The 14,893-nt window shown below is 68.8% G+C and carries 15 protein-coding genes; 9 read left to right on the top strand and 6 right to left on the bottom strand.

Translation table 11 applies throughout. The features are described 5' to 3' along the window. Nucleotide 1: 1 nt before the first annotated feature. The 6 genes from ISO16_RS17335 to dnaA all read right to left on the bottom strand — a co-directional run bounded on the left by ISO16_RS17335 (nucleotide 2) and on the right by dnaA (nucleotide 7,244). The gene (locus ISO16_RS17335; protein WP_072633808.1) at nucleotides 2-1,090 is read right to left on the bottom strand and encodes a PDR/VanB family oxidoreductase; all 1,089 of its coding nucleotides are present in this window, start codon (nucleotides 1,088-1,090) and stop codon (nucleotides 2-4) included. Beyond that, complete coding sequence (locus tag ISO16_RS17330) at nucleotides 1,087-1,977, bottom strand: metal-dependent hydrolase (RefSeq protein ID WP_029546805.1); 891 nt, start codon at nucleotides 1,975-1,977, stop codon at nucleotides 1,087-1,089. The genes ISO16_RS17335 and ISO16_RS17330 overlap by 4 nt, the downstream gene beginning before the upstream one ends. Before the next feature lie 89 nt (nucleotides 1,978-2,066). Continuing rightward, nucleotides 2,067-2,615, bottom strand: a complete 549-nt coding sequence (locus tag ISO16_RS17325; protein WP_006934465.1) for a DUF721 family protein — start codon at nucleotides 2,613-2,615, stop codon at nucleotides 2,067-2,069. Next, nucleotides 2,612-3,865, bottom strand: a complete 1,254-nt coding sequence (recF, locus tag ISO16_RS17320; RefSeq protein ID WP_029546804.1) for a DNA replication/repair protein RecF — start codon at nucleotides 3,863-3,865, stop codon at nucleotides 2,612-2,614. Before recF ends, ISO16_RS17325 begins: the two co-directional genes overlap by 4 nt. Nucleotides 3,866-3,892: 27 nt before the next feature. Then, nucleotides 3,893-5,077 carry a DNA polymerase III subunit beta gene (gene dnaN / locus ISO16_RS17315; RefSeq protein ID WP_072633807.1) on the bottom strand — a complete coding sequence of 395 codons (1,185 nt, stop codon included), beginning with the start codon at nucleotides 5,075-5,077 and terminating at the stop codon, nucleotides 3,893-3,895. A gap of 535 nt (nucleotides 5,078-5,612) precedes the next feature. Continuing rightward, the gene (gene dnaA / locus ISO16_RS17310) at nucleotides 5,613-7,244 is read right to left on the bottom strand and encodes a chromosomal replication initiator protein DnaA (protein WP_044475805.1); all 1,632 of its coding nucleotides are present in this window, start codon (nucleotides 7,242-7,244) and stop codon (nucleotides 5,613-5,615) included. 608 nt (nucleotides 7,245-7,852) lie between these two features. Between dnaA and rpmH the strand changes: the two genes are divergently transcribed. The 9 genes from rpmH (at nucleotide 7,853) to ISO16_RS17265 (ending at nucleotide 14,887) form a co-directional block, all read left to right on the top strand. Then, nucleotides 7,853-7,996, top strand: coding sequence for a 50S ribosomal protein L34 (gene rpmH / locus ISO16_RS17305; protein ID WP_006934459.1), 144 nt, complete (start codon nucleotides 7,853-7,855; stop codon nucleotides 7,994-7,996). Nucleotides 7,997-8,018: 22 nt separating this feature from the next. Continuing rightward, the gene (rnpA, locus tag ISO16_RS17300) at nucleotides 8,019-8,396 is read left to right on the top strand and encodes a ribonuclease P protein component (RefSeq protein ID WP_006934454.1); all 378 of its coding nucleotides are present in this window, start codon (nucleotides 8,019-8,021) and stop codon (nucleotides 8,394-8,396) included. Between the two features lie 11 nt (nucleotides 8,397-8,407). After that, nucleotides 8,408-8,689: a membrane protein insertion efficiency factor YidD gene (yidD, locus tag ISO16_RS17295; protein ID WP_006934452.1), complete on the top strand. Its 282-nt coding sequence runs from the start codon at nucleotides 8,408-8,410 to the stop codon at nucleotides 8,687-8,689. A 70-nt stretch (nucleotides 8,690-8,759) separates the two neighbouring features. After that, nucleotides 8,760-9,878, top strand: a complete 1,119-nt coding sequence (gene yidC, locus ISO16_RS17290) for a membrane protein insertase YidC (RefSeq protein ID WP_072633806.1) — start codon at nucleotides 8,760-8,762, stop codon at nucleotides 9,876-9,878. Between the two features lie 21 nt (nucleotides 9,879-9,899). Beyond that, the gene (locus ISO16_RS17285) at nucleotides 9,900-10,445 is read left to right on the top strand and encodes a Jag family protein (protein WP_029546800.1); all 546 of its coding nucleotides are present in this window, start codon (nucleotides 9,900-9,902) and stop codon (nucleotides 10,443-10,445) included. Nucleotides 10,446-10,560: 115 nt separating this feature from the next. Continuing rightward, nucleotides 10,561-11,241, top strand: coding sequence for a 16S rRNA (guanine(527)-N(7))-methyltransferase RsmG (gene rsmG, locus ISO16_RS17280; RefSeq protein WP_029546799.1), 681 nt, complete (start codon nucleotides 10,561-10,563; stop codon nucleotides 11,239-11,241). Nucleotides 11,242-12,080: 839 nt separating this feature from the next. Continuing rightward, on the top strand, nucleotides 12,081-13,085 hold the full coding sequence (locus ISO16_RS17275; protein WP_029546798.1) for a ParA family protein: 1,005 nt from the start codon (nucleotides 12,081-12,083) through the stop codon (nucleotides 13,083-13,085). After that, nucleotides 13,082-14,140: a ParB/RepB/Spo0J family partition protein gene (locus ISO16_RS17270; protein ID WP_029546797.1), complete on the top strand. Its 1,059-nt coding sequence runs from the start codon at nucleotides 13,082-13,084 to the stop codon at nucleotides 14,138-14,140. Before ISO16_RS17275 ends, ISO16_RS17270 begins: the two co-directional genes overlap by 4 nt. Before the next feature lie 57 nt (nucleotides 14,141-14,197). Beyond that, the gene (locus tag ISO16_RS17265; protein ID WP_006934444.1) at nucleotides 14,198-14,887 is read left to right on the top strand and encodes a hypothetical protein; all 690 of its coding nucleotides are present in this window, start codon (nucleotides 14,198-14,200) and stop codon (nucleotides 14,885-14,887) included. Nucleotides 14,888-14,893: the final 6 nt, after the last annotated feature.

Raw genomic sequence — 14,893 nt, 5'->3', positions numbered from 1 at the left:
CTCAGAGGTCGAGTACGAGCCGGCCACCGTCGGCGCGCGAGACACAGACGAGCATCTCCTCGCGACGTTCCTCGGGGGTGAGCCGGTTCTCGCGGTGGTCGGGGGTGCCGGACAGGACCCGCACCCGGCAGGTTCCGCAGAACCCCTGCCGGCACGAGTAGCCGATGCCGGGCCGGCGCCGGCGGATCACTTCGAGCGCCGATTCGTCGGCCGGGACGGCGAGCACCTCTCCGGTGCTCGCCAGTTGGACCTCGAAGGCCCGGCCGTCGACGACGGGTGGGGCACCGAACCGCTCGAAGTGCAGGGCCGACGCCCCCGTGGCGTCGATGCCGGCACGCACCGCGTCCAGCATCGGGGTGGGCCCACAACAGTAGACGGCCCCGCCGGCGGGGGCGCCCGCGAGCAGGTCGGCGCCCGTCGGCGTGCCGTGCTCGTCGTCCGGACGTACGAAAACCCTTGACGGATCCCATGTTCCGATCTCGTCGAGGAACGGCATCGCGGCCCGGGTGCGTCCGGTGTAGACGAGCCGCCAGTCCATTCCGGCACGGTCCGCGGCGCGGGTCATCGCCAGGACGGGAGTGATGCCGATCCCGCCGGCGACGAACAGGGCCGCACCCTCGGCGACGAACGGGAACCCGTTGCGCGGACCGCGCACGGCCACCGGGTCGCCCGGTTCGAGGGCATGCATCTCGAGCGACCCGCCCCCGCCGCCGGGGATCCGGCGAACCGCGACGGTGTAGCGGGTGCGGTCCTCGTGATCGCCGCACAGCGAGTACTGCCGTCGCCGCCCGGAGGGCAGATGGAAGTCGAGGTGGGCACCTGGGTGCCACGCCGGCAGCTCGGCGCCGCCGGGGGCACGCAGCGTCAACCGCACCACGTCGCCGTCGACCGTCACCGGCTCCTTTTCGGTGACAACCAGATTCAGCTGCAGATCGGGGTCCCCGGCACCGGCGGCGCCGTCGTAGCCGAGAGCCGTGACGAGACGCAGGTAGCTCTCCACGACGGATCCGAGCAGGCCCATCGCACGGTCGGTCCGGTTCCGCCCGTGCAGGTCCGACGGGCGACGGTGCCGCGGCAGCACCCCGGTCATCGGGCTGCCGCCCGGGCCGCGGGGGAGGACGCCAGATAGCGGACCGCCTGACCGGTCGAGCCCTCGTGGCTCGGGTGGTACGAGCGGTGGAAGTACCGCGACATGCGCCTGCCGAGGTCCACCGGGCCGGGTAGCGTGCCGCGGCGACTCGCCGCCAGCCAGTCCGAAAGATGGGGTGCACGCACATGTTTCGATGCACGCGCCAGGTCCGGGTCGTGGGCCATGAGGAATCGGGCACCGCGGATCCACAACCACACGAGGACCGGGGTGACGAGGAGCTGGGTGCGGATCCGCCGGGCCTCCCCGGGGTCGAAGTAGCGCATCACGTCGTAGGCGACGCTGCGATGCTCGACCTCCTCGGCGCCGTGCCAGCGCAGCAGGTCGAGCATGGTCGGATCGGTGCCCGCCGCGTCGAGGCCCTTCGCATTGAGGACCCAGTCCCCGAGGAACGCGGTGACGTGCTCGACGGCGGCGATGATGGCGAGCCGCTCGACGAGGTAGTTCTCCGCGCGCAGTCCGGTCAGCGGTCGCCGGCCGAGCAACCGGCCGAACAGCCACCGCATCTGGTCCGTGAACGGGGTGGGATCGAGACCCTTCGACTCGAGTTGCTCGAGTACCCCCTGGTGAGCGTGGGAGTGCACCGATTCCTGGCCGATGAATCCCACGACGTCTTCGCGCAGCTGTTCGTCCTCGATGAGCGGCAGCGCCTCCTTGAACGTCTCGACGAACCACTCCTCCCCCGCCGGCAGCAACAGATGCAGGACGTTGAGCACGTGGGTGCTGAACGGATCGCCCGGCACCCAGTGCAGGGGCAGCGTGCTCCAGTCGAACTCGACGTTGCGGGCCTGGAGCAGGACGCGGTCCGGTTCGATGAGTGGTGTGGACATGGACATACCTCCCGATGCGGACGTGTGCGGCAGCGCACAACCGGCTGATTTCAACGTAACATCGGGTTACATATAAATCCAGGGTCGGATCAGCCGTACGTGTCCCGCGGTCCGCGCCCGCGGACGTGCCGCTCCCCCTTACGCCAGCTCGGCGCCGTCGGCCCGGTGATCCGCAGCTCCTTGACCACCCCGTGCCCGACCGCGGCGGCGATCTTCGCGAGGATCTGCGCCTGCATCATGCGCAGCTGGGTCGCCCACGCGGTCGACTCCGCCGACACGTGCAGCACCCCGTCGCGCAGCGTCGTCGGCGACGCGTGCGAGGCGATATCGTCGCCGACCACGCGCGCCCAACTGCCCAGCACCGTGCCCTCCGACACGCGCCCCGACCATCCCCGCTGCTTGGCCAGCGAGTTCGCCAGCGCGCCGAGCGGCTGCGGGTCCCGCTCGTCGGGGCCCGGGCCCGACCAGCCGCGGCGGCGGCGCCGTGGCCGCAGCGCCCCGCGTGACGCGCGCCCCTGCCCCACCGACTTCCCGCTCGCCTTCGCGGCCGCACGGGCCTCCTCCAGCGCGCGACGGGCCAGGTCGATCCCGCGCAGCGGCGGCTCGGGGAGTTGTTCGCCCGGATTCTCGGTGCTCATCGCAGTGCTCCGTCCACGGTTCCGTCCAGATCCGGCTGCGAGGGATCGCCGCCGTCGAGCCGGGTCAGCACCGAGAGCCGTCCCCGGTCGGTGTCCTCGGCCCGCACCCCGAACCGGACCGCGGACAGCTCCGCCGGCACGTCCTCGGGGACCGCGGCGGTGATGAGTACCTGCTCGGCCGAGGCCGCGACGGCGGCGAGCGCGGTGCGACGACGCCGATCCAGCTCAGCGAACACATCGTCCAGCATGAGGACCGGGTCGGTGCCGTCGGCCCGCAGGAGCGAGAAGGCGCCCAGGCGCAGCGCCAGCGCGAACGACCAGGACTCCCCGTGGCTGGCGAATCCCTTGGCCGGCTGATCACCCAGGATCAGGTCGAGTTCGTCGCGGTGGGGGCCCACCAGGCACACGCCCCGCTCGATCTCCTTCGTCCGCGCCTGCGCCAGCCGGGTCAGGAACGCGGCCTCGAGCACCTCACGGTCGTCGGATCGCGGCGCGCGGGCCGGGTCGGCGAACTCCGGCGGCAGCGCCTCGCCCACCGTGCTGCGGTAACGGAGCAGCGCCGGTCGTGACTCGGGGGCGATCGATCGGTACGCCTCGGCGACGTGCGGGGCGAGCTCGTGCAGCAGCGCGACGCGGGCCGCGAGCAGCTCGGACCCGTGTGCCGCGAGATGGCCGTCCCACACGTCGAGCGTCGCCAGTGCGCTCGCACCGTCGCCGGACCGGCTGCCGCGGCGCAGCGCACCCCCGGCCGTCTTCAGCAGGGCCGAGCGCTGTCGCAGCACCTTGTCGTAGTCGGCGCGGACCCCGCTCATCCGCGGGATGCGGGTGGCGAGCAGCTCGTCGAGGAACCGGCGCCGGTCGCCCGGGTCGCCCCGCACCAGCGACAGGTCCTCCGGCGCGAACAACACCGTCCGCAGGATGCCGAGGATCTCGCGCGGCCGTCGGGTCGGGGACTGGTTGATCCGGCCCCGGTTGGGCCGGCCCTCGTTGAGTTCGACGTCGATACCCAGTTCCCGGCCGCCGTTGACGACGACCGCACCCACCTGGGCGCGCGACGTCCCGCTCCGGAACAACGGGGCATCGCCGGACACCCGGTGCGAGGTCAGCGTCGACAGGTAGCCGAGCGCCTCGAGCAGGTTGGTCTTGCCGTGCCCGTTGCGACCGAGGAACACCGTCGGCCCCGGCGCCAGATTCAGCGAAACGGCTTCCCAGGAACGGAAGTCGCGCAACGAGAAGGTGCGAACGTACACAGGCTCCGACCGTTTCCTGCCCCCGGGTCAGCCCGGCAGGCGCACCGGCATCAGCAGATAGGTGTAGTCGCTGTCCGGGGCGGCGAACGTACCGGAGGCGTCGGGCTCGGGCGCTTCCTCGAGCGCCGGTCGCAGCACCGCGGGACGGCTCGGCGTCGTGAAGCCGAACGACACCTTCTCGCTGTGCAGCGAGCCTAGGCCGTCGAGCAGGTACCCGGGGTTGAACGCAATGATCAGCGGCTCGCCCTGGAACTCCGCGGCGAGGGACTCCTCCGCGCGCCCGGCGTCGTCGCCACCGGCCGACAACAGCAGACCGCCTTCGGTGAACTCGAGCCGCACCTGCGCCCCGCGCTCGGCGACGAGCGCGACGCGCTTGATCGCGTCCACGAGCGGCGCGATGTCGACGGTCGCCATCGCGGTGTGCTCGGTCGGCAGCAACTGGCGGAACTTGGGGAATTCGGCGTCGAGGAGGCGGGTGGTGGTGCGCCGGCCGTCCGCAACGATGCCGAGCAGGCCCTCGGCGCCGACCGACGAACCGGCACCCAGTGCGAGCTGGACGGGCGAATTAGAAGATCCGCCAACGGTTTTCGCCGACTCGGAGAGGGTCTTGGCCGGCACGAGGACCGCGGCGGTCGCGGTGTCGGCGGTGGGCATCCACTCGATCTTGCGGACCGCGAGGCGGAACCGGTCGGTGGCCGCGAGCACCATGTGGGTGCCGTCGATCTCCACACGGATACCGGTCAGCATCGGCAGGGTGTCGTCCTTGCCGGCCGCGACCGCGACCTGGCTGATCGCCTCGGCGAACACCTCCACGGGCAGCGAACCGGTCTGCTGCGGCAACTCGGGCAGCTGCGGGTAGTCCTCGACCGGCATGGTCGGCAGGGAGAACTTCGCGCTACCGCAGTTGATGAGCACCCGCGTTCCGTCGAGCACCACGTCGACGGGTTTGTTGGGCAGCGCGCGGGTGATGTCGGCGAGCAGGCGGCCCGACACGAGTACCTGCCCGAGGGTGATGACCTCTGCGGAGACATGGACCTGCGCGGAGACCTCGTAGTCGAACCCGGAGACGGTCAGTCCCTGCTCGTCGGCGCCGAGGAGGACGCCGCCGAGCACCGGCACCGGCGGCCGCGACGGAAGACTGCGCGCAACCCACGCGACGGAGTCGGCGAAGTCCTCGCGAGCGACACGAAACTTCATGCTTCCAAGCTCCATCGCCCGGCGGATCCTTTCGCTCTGATGGCTGTCGATCGATTCAACGAAGTCTGGCACAGGACCCCGACACCGAGGTCGGCAGCGGGGACGTCGCTCCACGGTATGCGCTCGTGGAGCACTTGGAAAGCCGGAGGCTCGAGGGGGACGCGGCTCTCGAGACCCTGTGCACTCGAGTCCTCCACAAGCCTGTTTTGAAAGAGGAATCTTCGAGAGAAAACACAGAAGTAGTAATAGGGGTTGTGGAATCTGTGGACGAACGACCGTCTACGCTGGTGGGGCGGGCTTCTCGAGCCCCGCACTCTCGAGGATGAACTCGAGGAATTCTCGAGGACGGATGTGGACATCTCGAGAGTGTTCAACATCGGTACACCGTCCGTCCACAAAGATCCCACGTTGTACACACGGTTGTCCACAGGTGTGAGTCACTGCCCATCCGTCTCGAGAATCACACTCACCGCCTACCGCCGGCCCGTCCCCGGATACGACGAAGGGCCCGGACGCGATCGTCCGGGCCCCTGCCACAGGGCGGTACGGCTCAGCGCTTGGAGCGCTGCTTGATGCGCGCAGTCAGCTCCTGCACCTGGTCGTAGACCTTCCGCCGCTCGGTCATCTCCTTGCGAATCTTCTTGTCCGCGTACATGACCGTCGTGTGGTCCCGGCCGAAGGTCTGCCCGATCTTGGGCAGCGAGAGGTCGGTGAGCTCGCGGCACAGATACATCGCGATCTGTCGCGCCTGGGCCAGCGGCCGCGCCTTGCCGGGCCCGCACAGGTCGTCGATCGAGGTGCCGAAGTACTCGGCGGTCACCGCCATGATGGTGGCCGAGTTGATCTCGAGAGCCGTCGAGTCGGGGATGAGGTCCCGCAGCACCACCTCCGCCAGCGTCAGGTCCAGCGGTTGCCGGTTGAGGGACGCGAAGGCCGTCACCCGGATCAGCGCACCCTCGAGTTCGCGGATGTTGCGTTCGATCCTGCTGGCGATCAACTCGAGGACGTCGTGCGGCACGTCCAGCCGGTCCATCCGCGCCTTCTTGCTGAGGATCGCGATGCGGGTCTCGAGTTCGGGCGGCTGGACGTCGGTGATCAGGCCCCACTCGAACCGGGTCCGCAGGCGCTCCTCGAGCGTCGCGAGCTGCTTCGGGGGACGGTCGGACGACACCACGATCTGCTTGTTCGCGTTGTGCAGGGTGTTGAAGGTGTGGAAGAACTCCTCCTGGATACCTTCCTTGCCCTCGATGAACTGGATGTCGTCGACGAGGAGGATGTCCGTCTCGCGGTACCTTCGCTTGAACGCCACCTTGCGGTCGTCGCGGAGGCTGTTGATGAAGTCGTTCGTGAACTCCTCGGTGGAGACGTACTTGACCCGCATGCCCGGGAACAGGCGCTGCGCATAGTGCCCGGCGGCATGCAGCAGGTGCGTCTTGCCCAGGCCGGAGGCACCCCAGATGAACAGCGGGTTGTACGCGCGGGCGGGCGCCTCGGCGATCGCCACCGCGGCCGCGTGGGCGAACCGGTTCGACGCTCCGATGACGAACGTGTCGAACGTGTACTTCGCGTTGAGGCTGCTGCTGCCGGTCGGTGCCGCGGCGGCGGGCGGCGGCGGCTGGGTGAAGTAGGACGGCCACGACTCCCGGACCGCGGTCATGGCCTCCCGGTCGTCATCGACCTCCTCGAGTTCGCCCGTGTCGACCTCGAGCATGCCGTGGTCGAGGGAGGAGGGGCGGCGCCGCCGGAACGGATGCACCATGTCGCGGGGGTCGGTCTCGCGCGGTCCGGTGGGAATCGGCCGCGTATCGAACGCGTGGGGCTCGGGCGCGCGGGGGTCCGGCGGCAGGCCCTCGAGGGGCAGCGTGTCCCGGGGCACGGCGTAGGGGTCCTCGGCGGGATCGTCGACGGCCGCCGAGGGTTCGATGCGCACGCCGAGTCCCTCGACGCGATGGCCGAGGGTGCGGTGGAGCGCGCGGAGGATCGGCTCGCGCAGATCCCGCTCGATGGCCTCCTGCGCGAACGAGGACGGAACCGACAGGAGGGCGAAACCCTGCGCCAGGGTGATCGGCCTGACCAGGGCGAGCCACGCCTTCTGGCCCTTGCTGAGGCCCTCGCCGTCGGCGGTCAGCTCCGCGACGACGTCCGGCCACACGTCGGCCAGCGCGTTCGGCTCGTCGTTCACGTCGCGTCCTCCCCAGTTCTCTCGATCCGAATTCCACACGATTATCCACAGATGTGGACAACCACAGGGTGGCGGCCTGTGGGATGTGGATTGGGAGTTGTAGAGAGCGGGGCACACCGAGGACGAGACGCGAGGTCCGGCTCGGACACGAAGTGCCCAGTGTGACATGTCTCGAGAAGCCCGGCGCGCGCGGCCCGGGCTAGCGACTGCGCGTGCCGGTCCGCGCGCAGACCGGCGGCCGGGCGCAGCGCCGGTGCCCGCGCGGCGGAAGCGAGTGGCCCCGCTCACCGCGGTGGTGGGCGACGAGGAACAACCCCGGCGAAACCATGAACGGGAGCGTACCGGAATGTGAACGGAGTCACACGACTTCGTGTTGCGAACGTGACGCACGGGAAAATGGGTGTGTGGCGTGTCGTCTTGCGTGTGCCGAGCCGGCGCGGTTTGATTTCGTGCTTGCCGCCGAGTAGCCTCGAACAGTCACTCATACAGCAGTGACGGATCCGTGCTGCCACGCAGTATTTTTCGCGTACGGCACGTGTCATGCGATTTCCGTACACGTTGGACCGAGGACGCCGACCGGCGTCATAGAACTTCGAGGAGTGTTGACCGTGGCCAAGGGCAAGCGGACGTTCCAGCCGAACAACCGACGCCGCGCGCGCGTTCACGGCTTCCGTCTCCGGATGCGGACCCGTGCGGGTCGTGCGATCGTGTCGGCGCGTCGCCGCAAGGGCCGCACTTCGCTCACCGCCTGATCCCCGATTCCGGGAGCTCGGGGTGCTACCTGAGCCGTATCGCCTGCGGCGCCGCGCGGACTTCTCCGAGACCGTTCGTCGTGGCCGCCGGCAGGGGCGGCGAGATCTGGTCGTTCACGCGATCGAGCGGGAGCAGGCCGAGCTGGTGGTGAGTTTCGGCGGTCCGCGGTTCGGATTCGTCGTGAGCAAGGCTGTCGGGCCGGCGGTGATTCGACATCGAGTCGCACGCCGGCTTCGTCATATCTGTGCGACTCTCGTCGACGAGGTTCCCGCCGGCGCAGACGTCGTCGTCCGGGCGCTTCCGGGTGCCGCCTCGGCCTCCTCGCAGGAACTCGACCGGCAGGTTCGCTCCGGCCTCGCCCGACTGGGTCTGGTCGCGACGGCGCGGCGGCCGGGATGAACACGGACGGGATGAACGCGGACGGCGTGCTGCGGTCGGTGCGCTCCGCACCGGCCCGGATGTTGATCTTCTGCATCGAGCTCTATCGCACGTACGTGTCTCCGACACGCATGCCGACCTGCCGTTTCACCCCGACCTGCAGCGAATACGCCGTCGAGGCGTTGCGAACCCGGGGGTTCGTGGTCGGCTCCGTGCTGACGGTCGTCCGCCTGCTCAAATGTGCGCCCTGGCACCCTGGGGGTTGGGATCCGGTGCCCGAGCGGCGGCATCGATCGGTCGACCGGGGTCCCTGACCGGCACTGAAGACTTCGGACCGACGCCGCTGGGTGGCGACCTTGGACGACCTGAGGAGTACATAGAGCCGTGCTCGACTTCATCTACTATCCCGTGTCCTGGATCCTCTGGGTCTGGCACAACGCCTTCACGGCCCTGCCCGGACTGGAGCCCGACGACGGCGCGACGTGGGCGCTGTCCGTGGTGTTCCTCGTCTTCACGCTGCGCGCGATCCTGTACAAGCCGTTCGTCAAGCAGGTCCGGACGACGCGGCAGATGCAGGAACTGCAACCGCAGATCAAGGCGCTGCAGAAGAAGTACTCCAACGACCGGCAGCGGCAGGCCGTCGAACTCCAGAAGCTGCAGAAGGAACACGGCTTCAACCCGCTGATGGGTTGCCTCCCGGTGCTGTTGCAGGCGCCGGTGTTCATCGGTCTGTTCCACGTGCTGCGCTCGTTCAACCGCACCGGTGAAGGATTCGGTCAGCTCGGCCTGTCGCCGGAGGAGAACGCCCAGCTCGGAAACTATGCGTTCAGCCCGGAGGACGTGCAGTCCTTCCTCAGTGCGCGCCTGTTCGGCGCGCCGATCTCGGCGTGGATCACCCAGCCCGAGGCGTCGCTGGTGGCGTTCGAGCCGTTCGGCGGCATCCCCTCCCGCCTCGACATCGCGCTCGTGGCGATTCCGCTGATGATCGTCGCGGGCATCGCGACCCACTTCAACTCCCGCGCCTCCGTCGCGCGGCAGAGCGCGCAGGCCGCGGCGAATCCGCAGGCCGCGATCATGAACAAGCTGGCGCTGTGGGTGTTCCCGCTCGGCGTCATCGTCGGCGGCCCGTTCCTGCCGATCGCCATCCTCCTGTACTGGGTGAGCAACAACATCTGGACCTACGCCCAGCAGCACATCGTCTTCCGCAAGATCGACCAGGAGGAAGAGGCCAAGAAGCAGGCCGCGATCGCACGCCGCAGCGACAACGCCCCCAAGCCGGGTGCCCGTCCCGATCGGACCGCGAAGAAGAAGGCTCCGTCCACCACCGGGGAGGACGCTGTCGCCGGTGCCGCGGACGCTTCGGAGATCTCGCTGGAGAAGCCGGCCGCGGACGACACCTCCGGCGGTGCCGGGCCGTCCGCCCCGCCGGCCGGAGGCCCGAAGAACGTCGCCGGATCGAAACGCCCCAGCGGCTCGAAGAACTCCAAGCGCAAGCGGCGCTGACCGAAGAAGAGAGAGCGAATCATGGCCAGTGACCTGGACAAGGCACAGGAGGATGCCGACGTGACCACCGAGACGCCGGATCTCGATGCGGATTCCGACTCCGAGGACGATCTCCTGATCGAGGAGGGCGAAATCGCCGGCGACTACCTCGAGCAGCTGCTCGACGTCCTGGACTTCGACGGCGACATCGATCTCGACGTGGAGGGCGACCGTGCGGTCGTGAGCATCGACGGCGGCAAGGATCTCTCCAAGCTCGTCGGCCGCGACGGCGAGGTACTCGATGCCCTGCAGGAGCTCACCCGCCTCGCGGTGCAGCAGGTCACCGGCGAGCGCAGCAAGCTGATGCTCGACATCGCGGGGTGGCGGGCGGGCAAGCGCGCAGAGCTCAGCCAGCTCGGTACGGCCGCCGCGAAGCGGGTACTCGAGACCGGGGAGCGCGAGGAGCTGACCCCGATGACGCCCTTCGAGCGCAAGATCGTCCACGACGCCGTGGCCAAGATCGAGGGTGTGTCCAGCGAGAGCGAGGGCGCCGAGCCGCAGCGCCGGGTCGTCGTCGTCAAGAACTGACCGGACAGCAGTATCGATCGGACAGCAGTAGCGATCGGACAGCAGTGCGTGGGAGGGATCTCGGCGGGTGCGTCGGGATCCCTCCTTTCTTCGAGGCCAGTGTCGTCGGGAGAGGATGTTTCACGTGGAACAGGACGAGGCGCGCATCCACGAGATCGCCGTTCGCGTCTTCGGTGAGCGACTCGGTCTTGCCGAGCAGTACCGGGATTCCCTCGCTACCGACGGTGTGGAGCGCGGTCTCATCGGTCCGCGCGAGGTCCCCCGCCTGTGGGACCGCCACCTGCTCAACTGCGCAGTGCTGGGTGAACTGATCGACGAAGGCGAACGTGTCGTCGATGTGGGCAGCGGTGCCGGGCTTCCGGGTATCCCGTTGGCGATCGCCCGCCCCGATCTGCATGTGACCCTCGTCGAACCCCTGCTGCGACGGTCGGTGTATCTGGCCGAGTTCGTCGAAACGCACGGCCTGACCAACGTGCTCGTCATCCGCGGCCGTGCGGAGCAGCCCGGCGTCGTGAAGGAAGCCGGCGGATCCGACGTCGTCACCTCGCGTGCGGTGGCGCCGCTGGCGAAGCTCGCCAAGTGGTCGCTGCCGCTCGTGCACGAGGGCGGACGGATGCTGGCGCTCAAGGGCTCCAGCGCGGCGGAGGAGATCGAACGCGATCGCGACGAACTCGCCCGTCTCGGTGCCGGCAACCTCGAGGTCCTCGAGTGCGGCGTGGGTCTGCTCGAGACCCCCACCCTCGTTGTGAAGGCGGAGCGGATGCCGCGGCCGGTGCGACGGCGCAAGAAGCGCTGATCAGGTTTCACGTGAAACCGCCCCCCTCCCCCACTCGAGCGGTCCCCCGCCTCGAGTGCGCCGACTCGAGATGTGCGCGACTCGAGACTCTCGAGCTGAACGATTCTCTCGAGCAGGCGCCACTGTTTTCGCTGCAACCCGTGCGAGCCGCCCCTCGCGTCCCGATGGCGTGACGCGGAAGGCTGCATCCTGACGGCACCTGCATCGCCCGCCGCTCACCGCGTGCGCCGCGTCCGGAAATCCCCTCCTCGACTGTGAACTCCGGTTCTGCGCCGCCGAGACCGCGTGGAAGTCCGCCGTCTGCCGTTCCTTTGATCCCAGTTTAGTCCGAAGTTGTTGCCTGCCTTGGCTTTTGGGATCACGAACGGAATTCGTCCGGGAGCGCGGATCTTTCGCGGCAACCGCCCATCCATCCACTCGATGGCATTTCGTCACTGTGACAGATAATTTCCCGCCCGCTCGGATGGCGCCCGGTCCGCCGCCGCCACCCGGTGGCGTTTCACGTGAAACGGCACCGGCGGGGAGATCTCTGTTTCACGTGAAACGTCAGGTTTCACGTGAAACATCATCTTCGTCGGCGACGTCGTCGCACTCCTCCGGAAGGTGGATGGGATACTGGTCGAAACGAGGAAACGGAGTGGGCCGGCAGGGTCGCCAACCTGCGCCGGCGCAACCCGCTTTCCGAGTTCACGCATCAGCCACTACGCCTCGGCTCACTCCGCCCGGTCGCGGGACCGAAACGGTGGCCGGCCGGGGTGGCCGGTCGTGGACCACCGGCGTGGTTTCGCGAGGGGGATGTACCGTGCCAACCGGGTGTGTCGACAACAAGGGAGCGGTCAATGTCGGGTGGATCTGAATCCGCTGTTTCACGTGAAACCGAGGCGCAGAGGCCGACGGGAGCCGAGTCCGAGTCCGTCGAGGACGAGTTCTCTCCGATTCCGTACGAGGGGCTCTCGCCGTTGGACACACCGATCGGCGCCGCTGCGCACCGAGCCAGCCAGGTACTTCACCCGAGTTCCGTGAACGCACTCCCCAAGCCGGCTCGCCGCCGCGTCATTACGATCGCGAACCAGAAGGGTGGCGTCGGCAAGACCACGTCCACGGTGAACCTGGCGTCGGCCCTCGCTGTTCAGGGGTTGACCGTCCTCGTCGTCGATCTCGACCCCCAGGGCAATGCCAGCACCGCCCTCGGGGTGCCGCACCACTCCGGCGTCCCGTCGAGCTACGAGGTGCTCCTCGGGGAGGTGAAGGCCGCCGAAGCCATCCAGCAGAGCCCGCACAGCGAGCGCCTGTTCTGTATCCCGGCCACCATCGACCTCGCCGGCGCCGAGATCGAACTCGTCTCGATGGTCGCGCGGGAGAACCGTCTCAAGAACGCTCTCTCCCCCGCCGCGCTCGGCGATGAGGACTTCGACTACGTCATCATCGACTGCCCGCCGTCGCTGGGTCTCCTCACCGTCAACGCGCTCGTGGCGGCGAAGGAGGTGCTCATCCCCATCCAGTGCGAGTACTACGCGCTGGAGGGGGTCGGCCAGCTGCTGCGCAACATCGAACTCGTCCAGTCGCACCTCAATCCCGAACTGCACGTCTCGACCGTGCTGCTCACCATGTACGACGCCCGCACCAAGCTCGCCGATCAGGTCGCGGAGGAGGTTCGCGCCCACTTCGGCAGCGCGGTGCTGCGGTCCGTCATCCCCCGCAGCGTGAAGGTCTCGGAAGCTCCCGGTTACGGGATGACTGTTCTCGACTACGATCCAGGTTCGCGCGGTGCGATGAGCTACCTCGACGCGGGACGCGAACTGGCGGCACGCGGATACCGGAACGAGAAGCAGGGGAACGAATGAGCGCGACACGCAAAGGCGGGTTGGGGCGGGGTCTGGCATCGCTGATTCCGACCGGCCCGGCGGCCGCCCCCGGCCTCGGTAACGCTGCGGCCGACGTGATCATCGGCGACAACCGCAAGAACGCCGCTCCGAAAACCACGTCGAACAAGGCCACCGCCACCGAACAGGCGACTCCCCCGGCCGCGAAGGCCGCGGGTAACGGCGCCCCGGCGCCGGCGGACACGCCCCTCCCTTCCCCCGCCGGAGCGGTCTACCTCGAGATCGAGGCGGACAAGATCGAGCCGAACCCGCGCCAGCCGCGGCAGGTCTTCGACGAGGAAGCGCTCGCCGAACTCGTCCACTCCATCCGTGAGTTCGGGCTCATGCAGCCCATCGTCGTGCGCAGGCTCGACGGAGAGCGGTACCAGCTCGTCATGGGCGAGCGCCGGTGGCGTGCCGGCCAGGAGGCCGGTCTCGCCACGATCCCGGCGATCGTCCGTGAGACCGACGACCAGTCCCTCCTGCGTGACGCGCTGCTGGAGAACATCCACCGGGTCCAGCTCAACCCGCTCGAGGAGGCGGCGGCGTATCAGCAGTTGCTCGAGGAGTTCGGCGTCACCCACGAGGAACTGGCGGCCCGCATCGGCCGATCCCGGCCGGTGGTCACCAACATGATCCGTCTGCTCAAGCTGCCGATCCCCGTCCAGCGGCGGGTGGCGGCGGGTGTGCTCTCCGCCGGGCACGCTCGCGCGCTGCTGTCGCTCGAGGCCGGACCCGACGCCCAGGAGGTGCTCGCCGCGCGCATCGTCGCCGAGGGCCTCTCCGTGCGGGCCACCGAGGAGGCGGTCATGCTGGCGAACCGCGGCGACGGGAAGGACCCCGCACCGCAGCAGCGCCGCAAGCCCATCCAGATGCCCGGCCTCCAGGACGTCGCGGAGCGCCTGTCCAATTCCTTCGACACCCGTGTCACAGTCAGCCTGGGCAAGCGAAAGGGCAAGATCGTTGTGGAGTTCGGCTCGGTCGACGACCTGGAGCGGATCGTGGCGATGATGGAATCTCAGGCCAACCCCTCTTGACGCCTCGGCACGTCAGGACGACAGTCGAGGATACGGACTTGGAGGCTGAGTAACCCAGTGTCGACTCGAGTCACAACACTCACCCTGGGCGGAATGGATCAGCTGTCGGCACACGCCCGGCGCTGTGTGTTCTGGGAGATGGACCCCGCGGCGGTACACGACGCGGGCGGGTTCTACGATCCGGAGTTCGAGAAGGAGGCATGGCTGTCGATGGTCATGCTCCAGTGGGGTTCCTGCGCCCAGGTCGCCACGCTCGACGACAAGCCCGCCGGTAGCGCGTTCTACGCCCCGCCGAACATGGTGCCGCGCGCTCAGCTGTTCCCGACGTCCCCGGTGAGCGCGGATGCCATCCTGCTGACCACCGTCCGGATCGAGCCGCTCGCGGAGGGCAGCGATCTCGGGGCGGCACTGATCCGCGCGGTGATCTCCGATCTGGTCCGCCGTAACGTGCGCGCGATCGAGGCGTTCGGGTATCGGACTGCCGGCGAGGACGAGAGCGACGTTCCCGGGGCAACGGCCGCACGGGACTGCTCCCCCGCCGAGTGCATGGTCGAGGCCGGCTTCCTCGAGGACATGGGTTTCGAGGTCGTCGCTCCCCACCACCGCTTCCCGAGGTTGCGGCTCGAACTCGACCGCGACCACGAATGGAAGGTGGGGGTCGAGGCGGCGCTGGATCGACTGCTCGAGGAGGCCGCGCTCACCGTCGCGGGCATGTCGGGGCGTACCCCGGTGGGGGCGGCCCGCTGAGCGAAC

This window comes from Rhodococcus sp. M8 (assembly GCF_015654185.1).
In the GTDB taxonomy this organism is placed as follows: domain Bacteria; phylum Actinomycetota; class Actinomycetes; order Mycobacteriales; family Mycobacteriaceae; genus Rhodococcus; species Rhodococcus aetherivorans.
The sequence above is the reverse complement of the archived record's forward strand: the minus strand, read 5'-3'. Positions and strand labels throughout refer to the sequence as shown.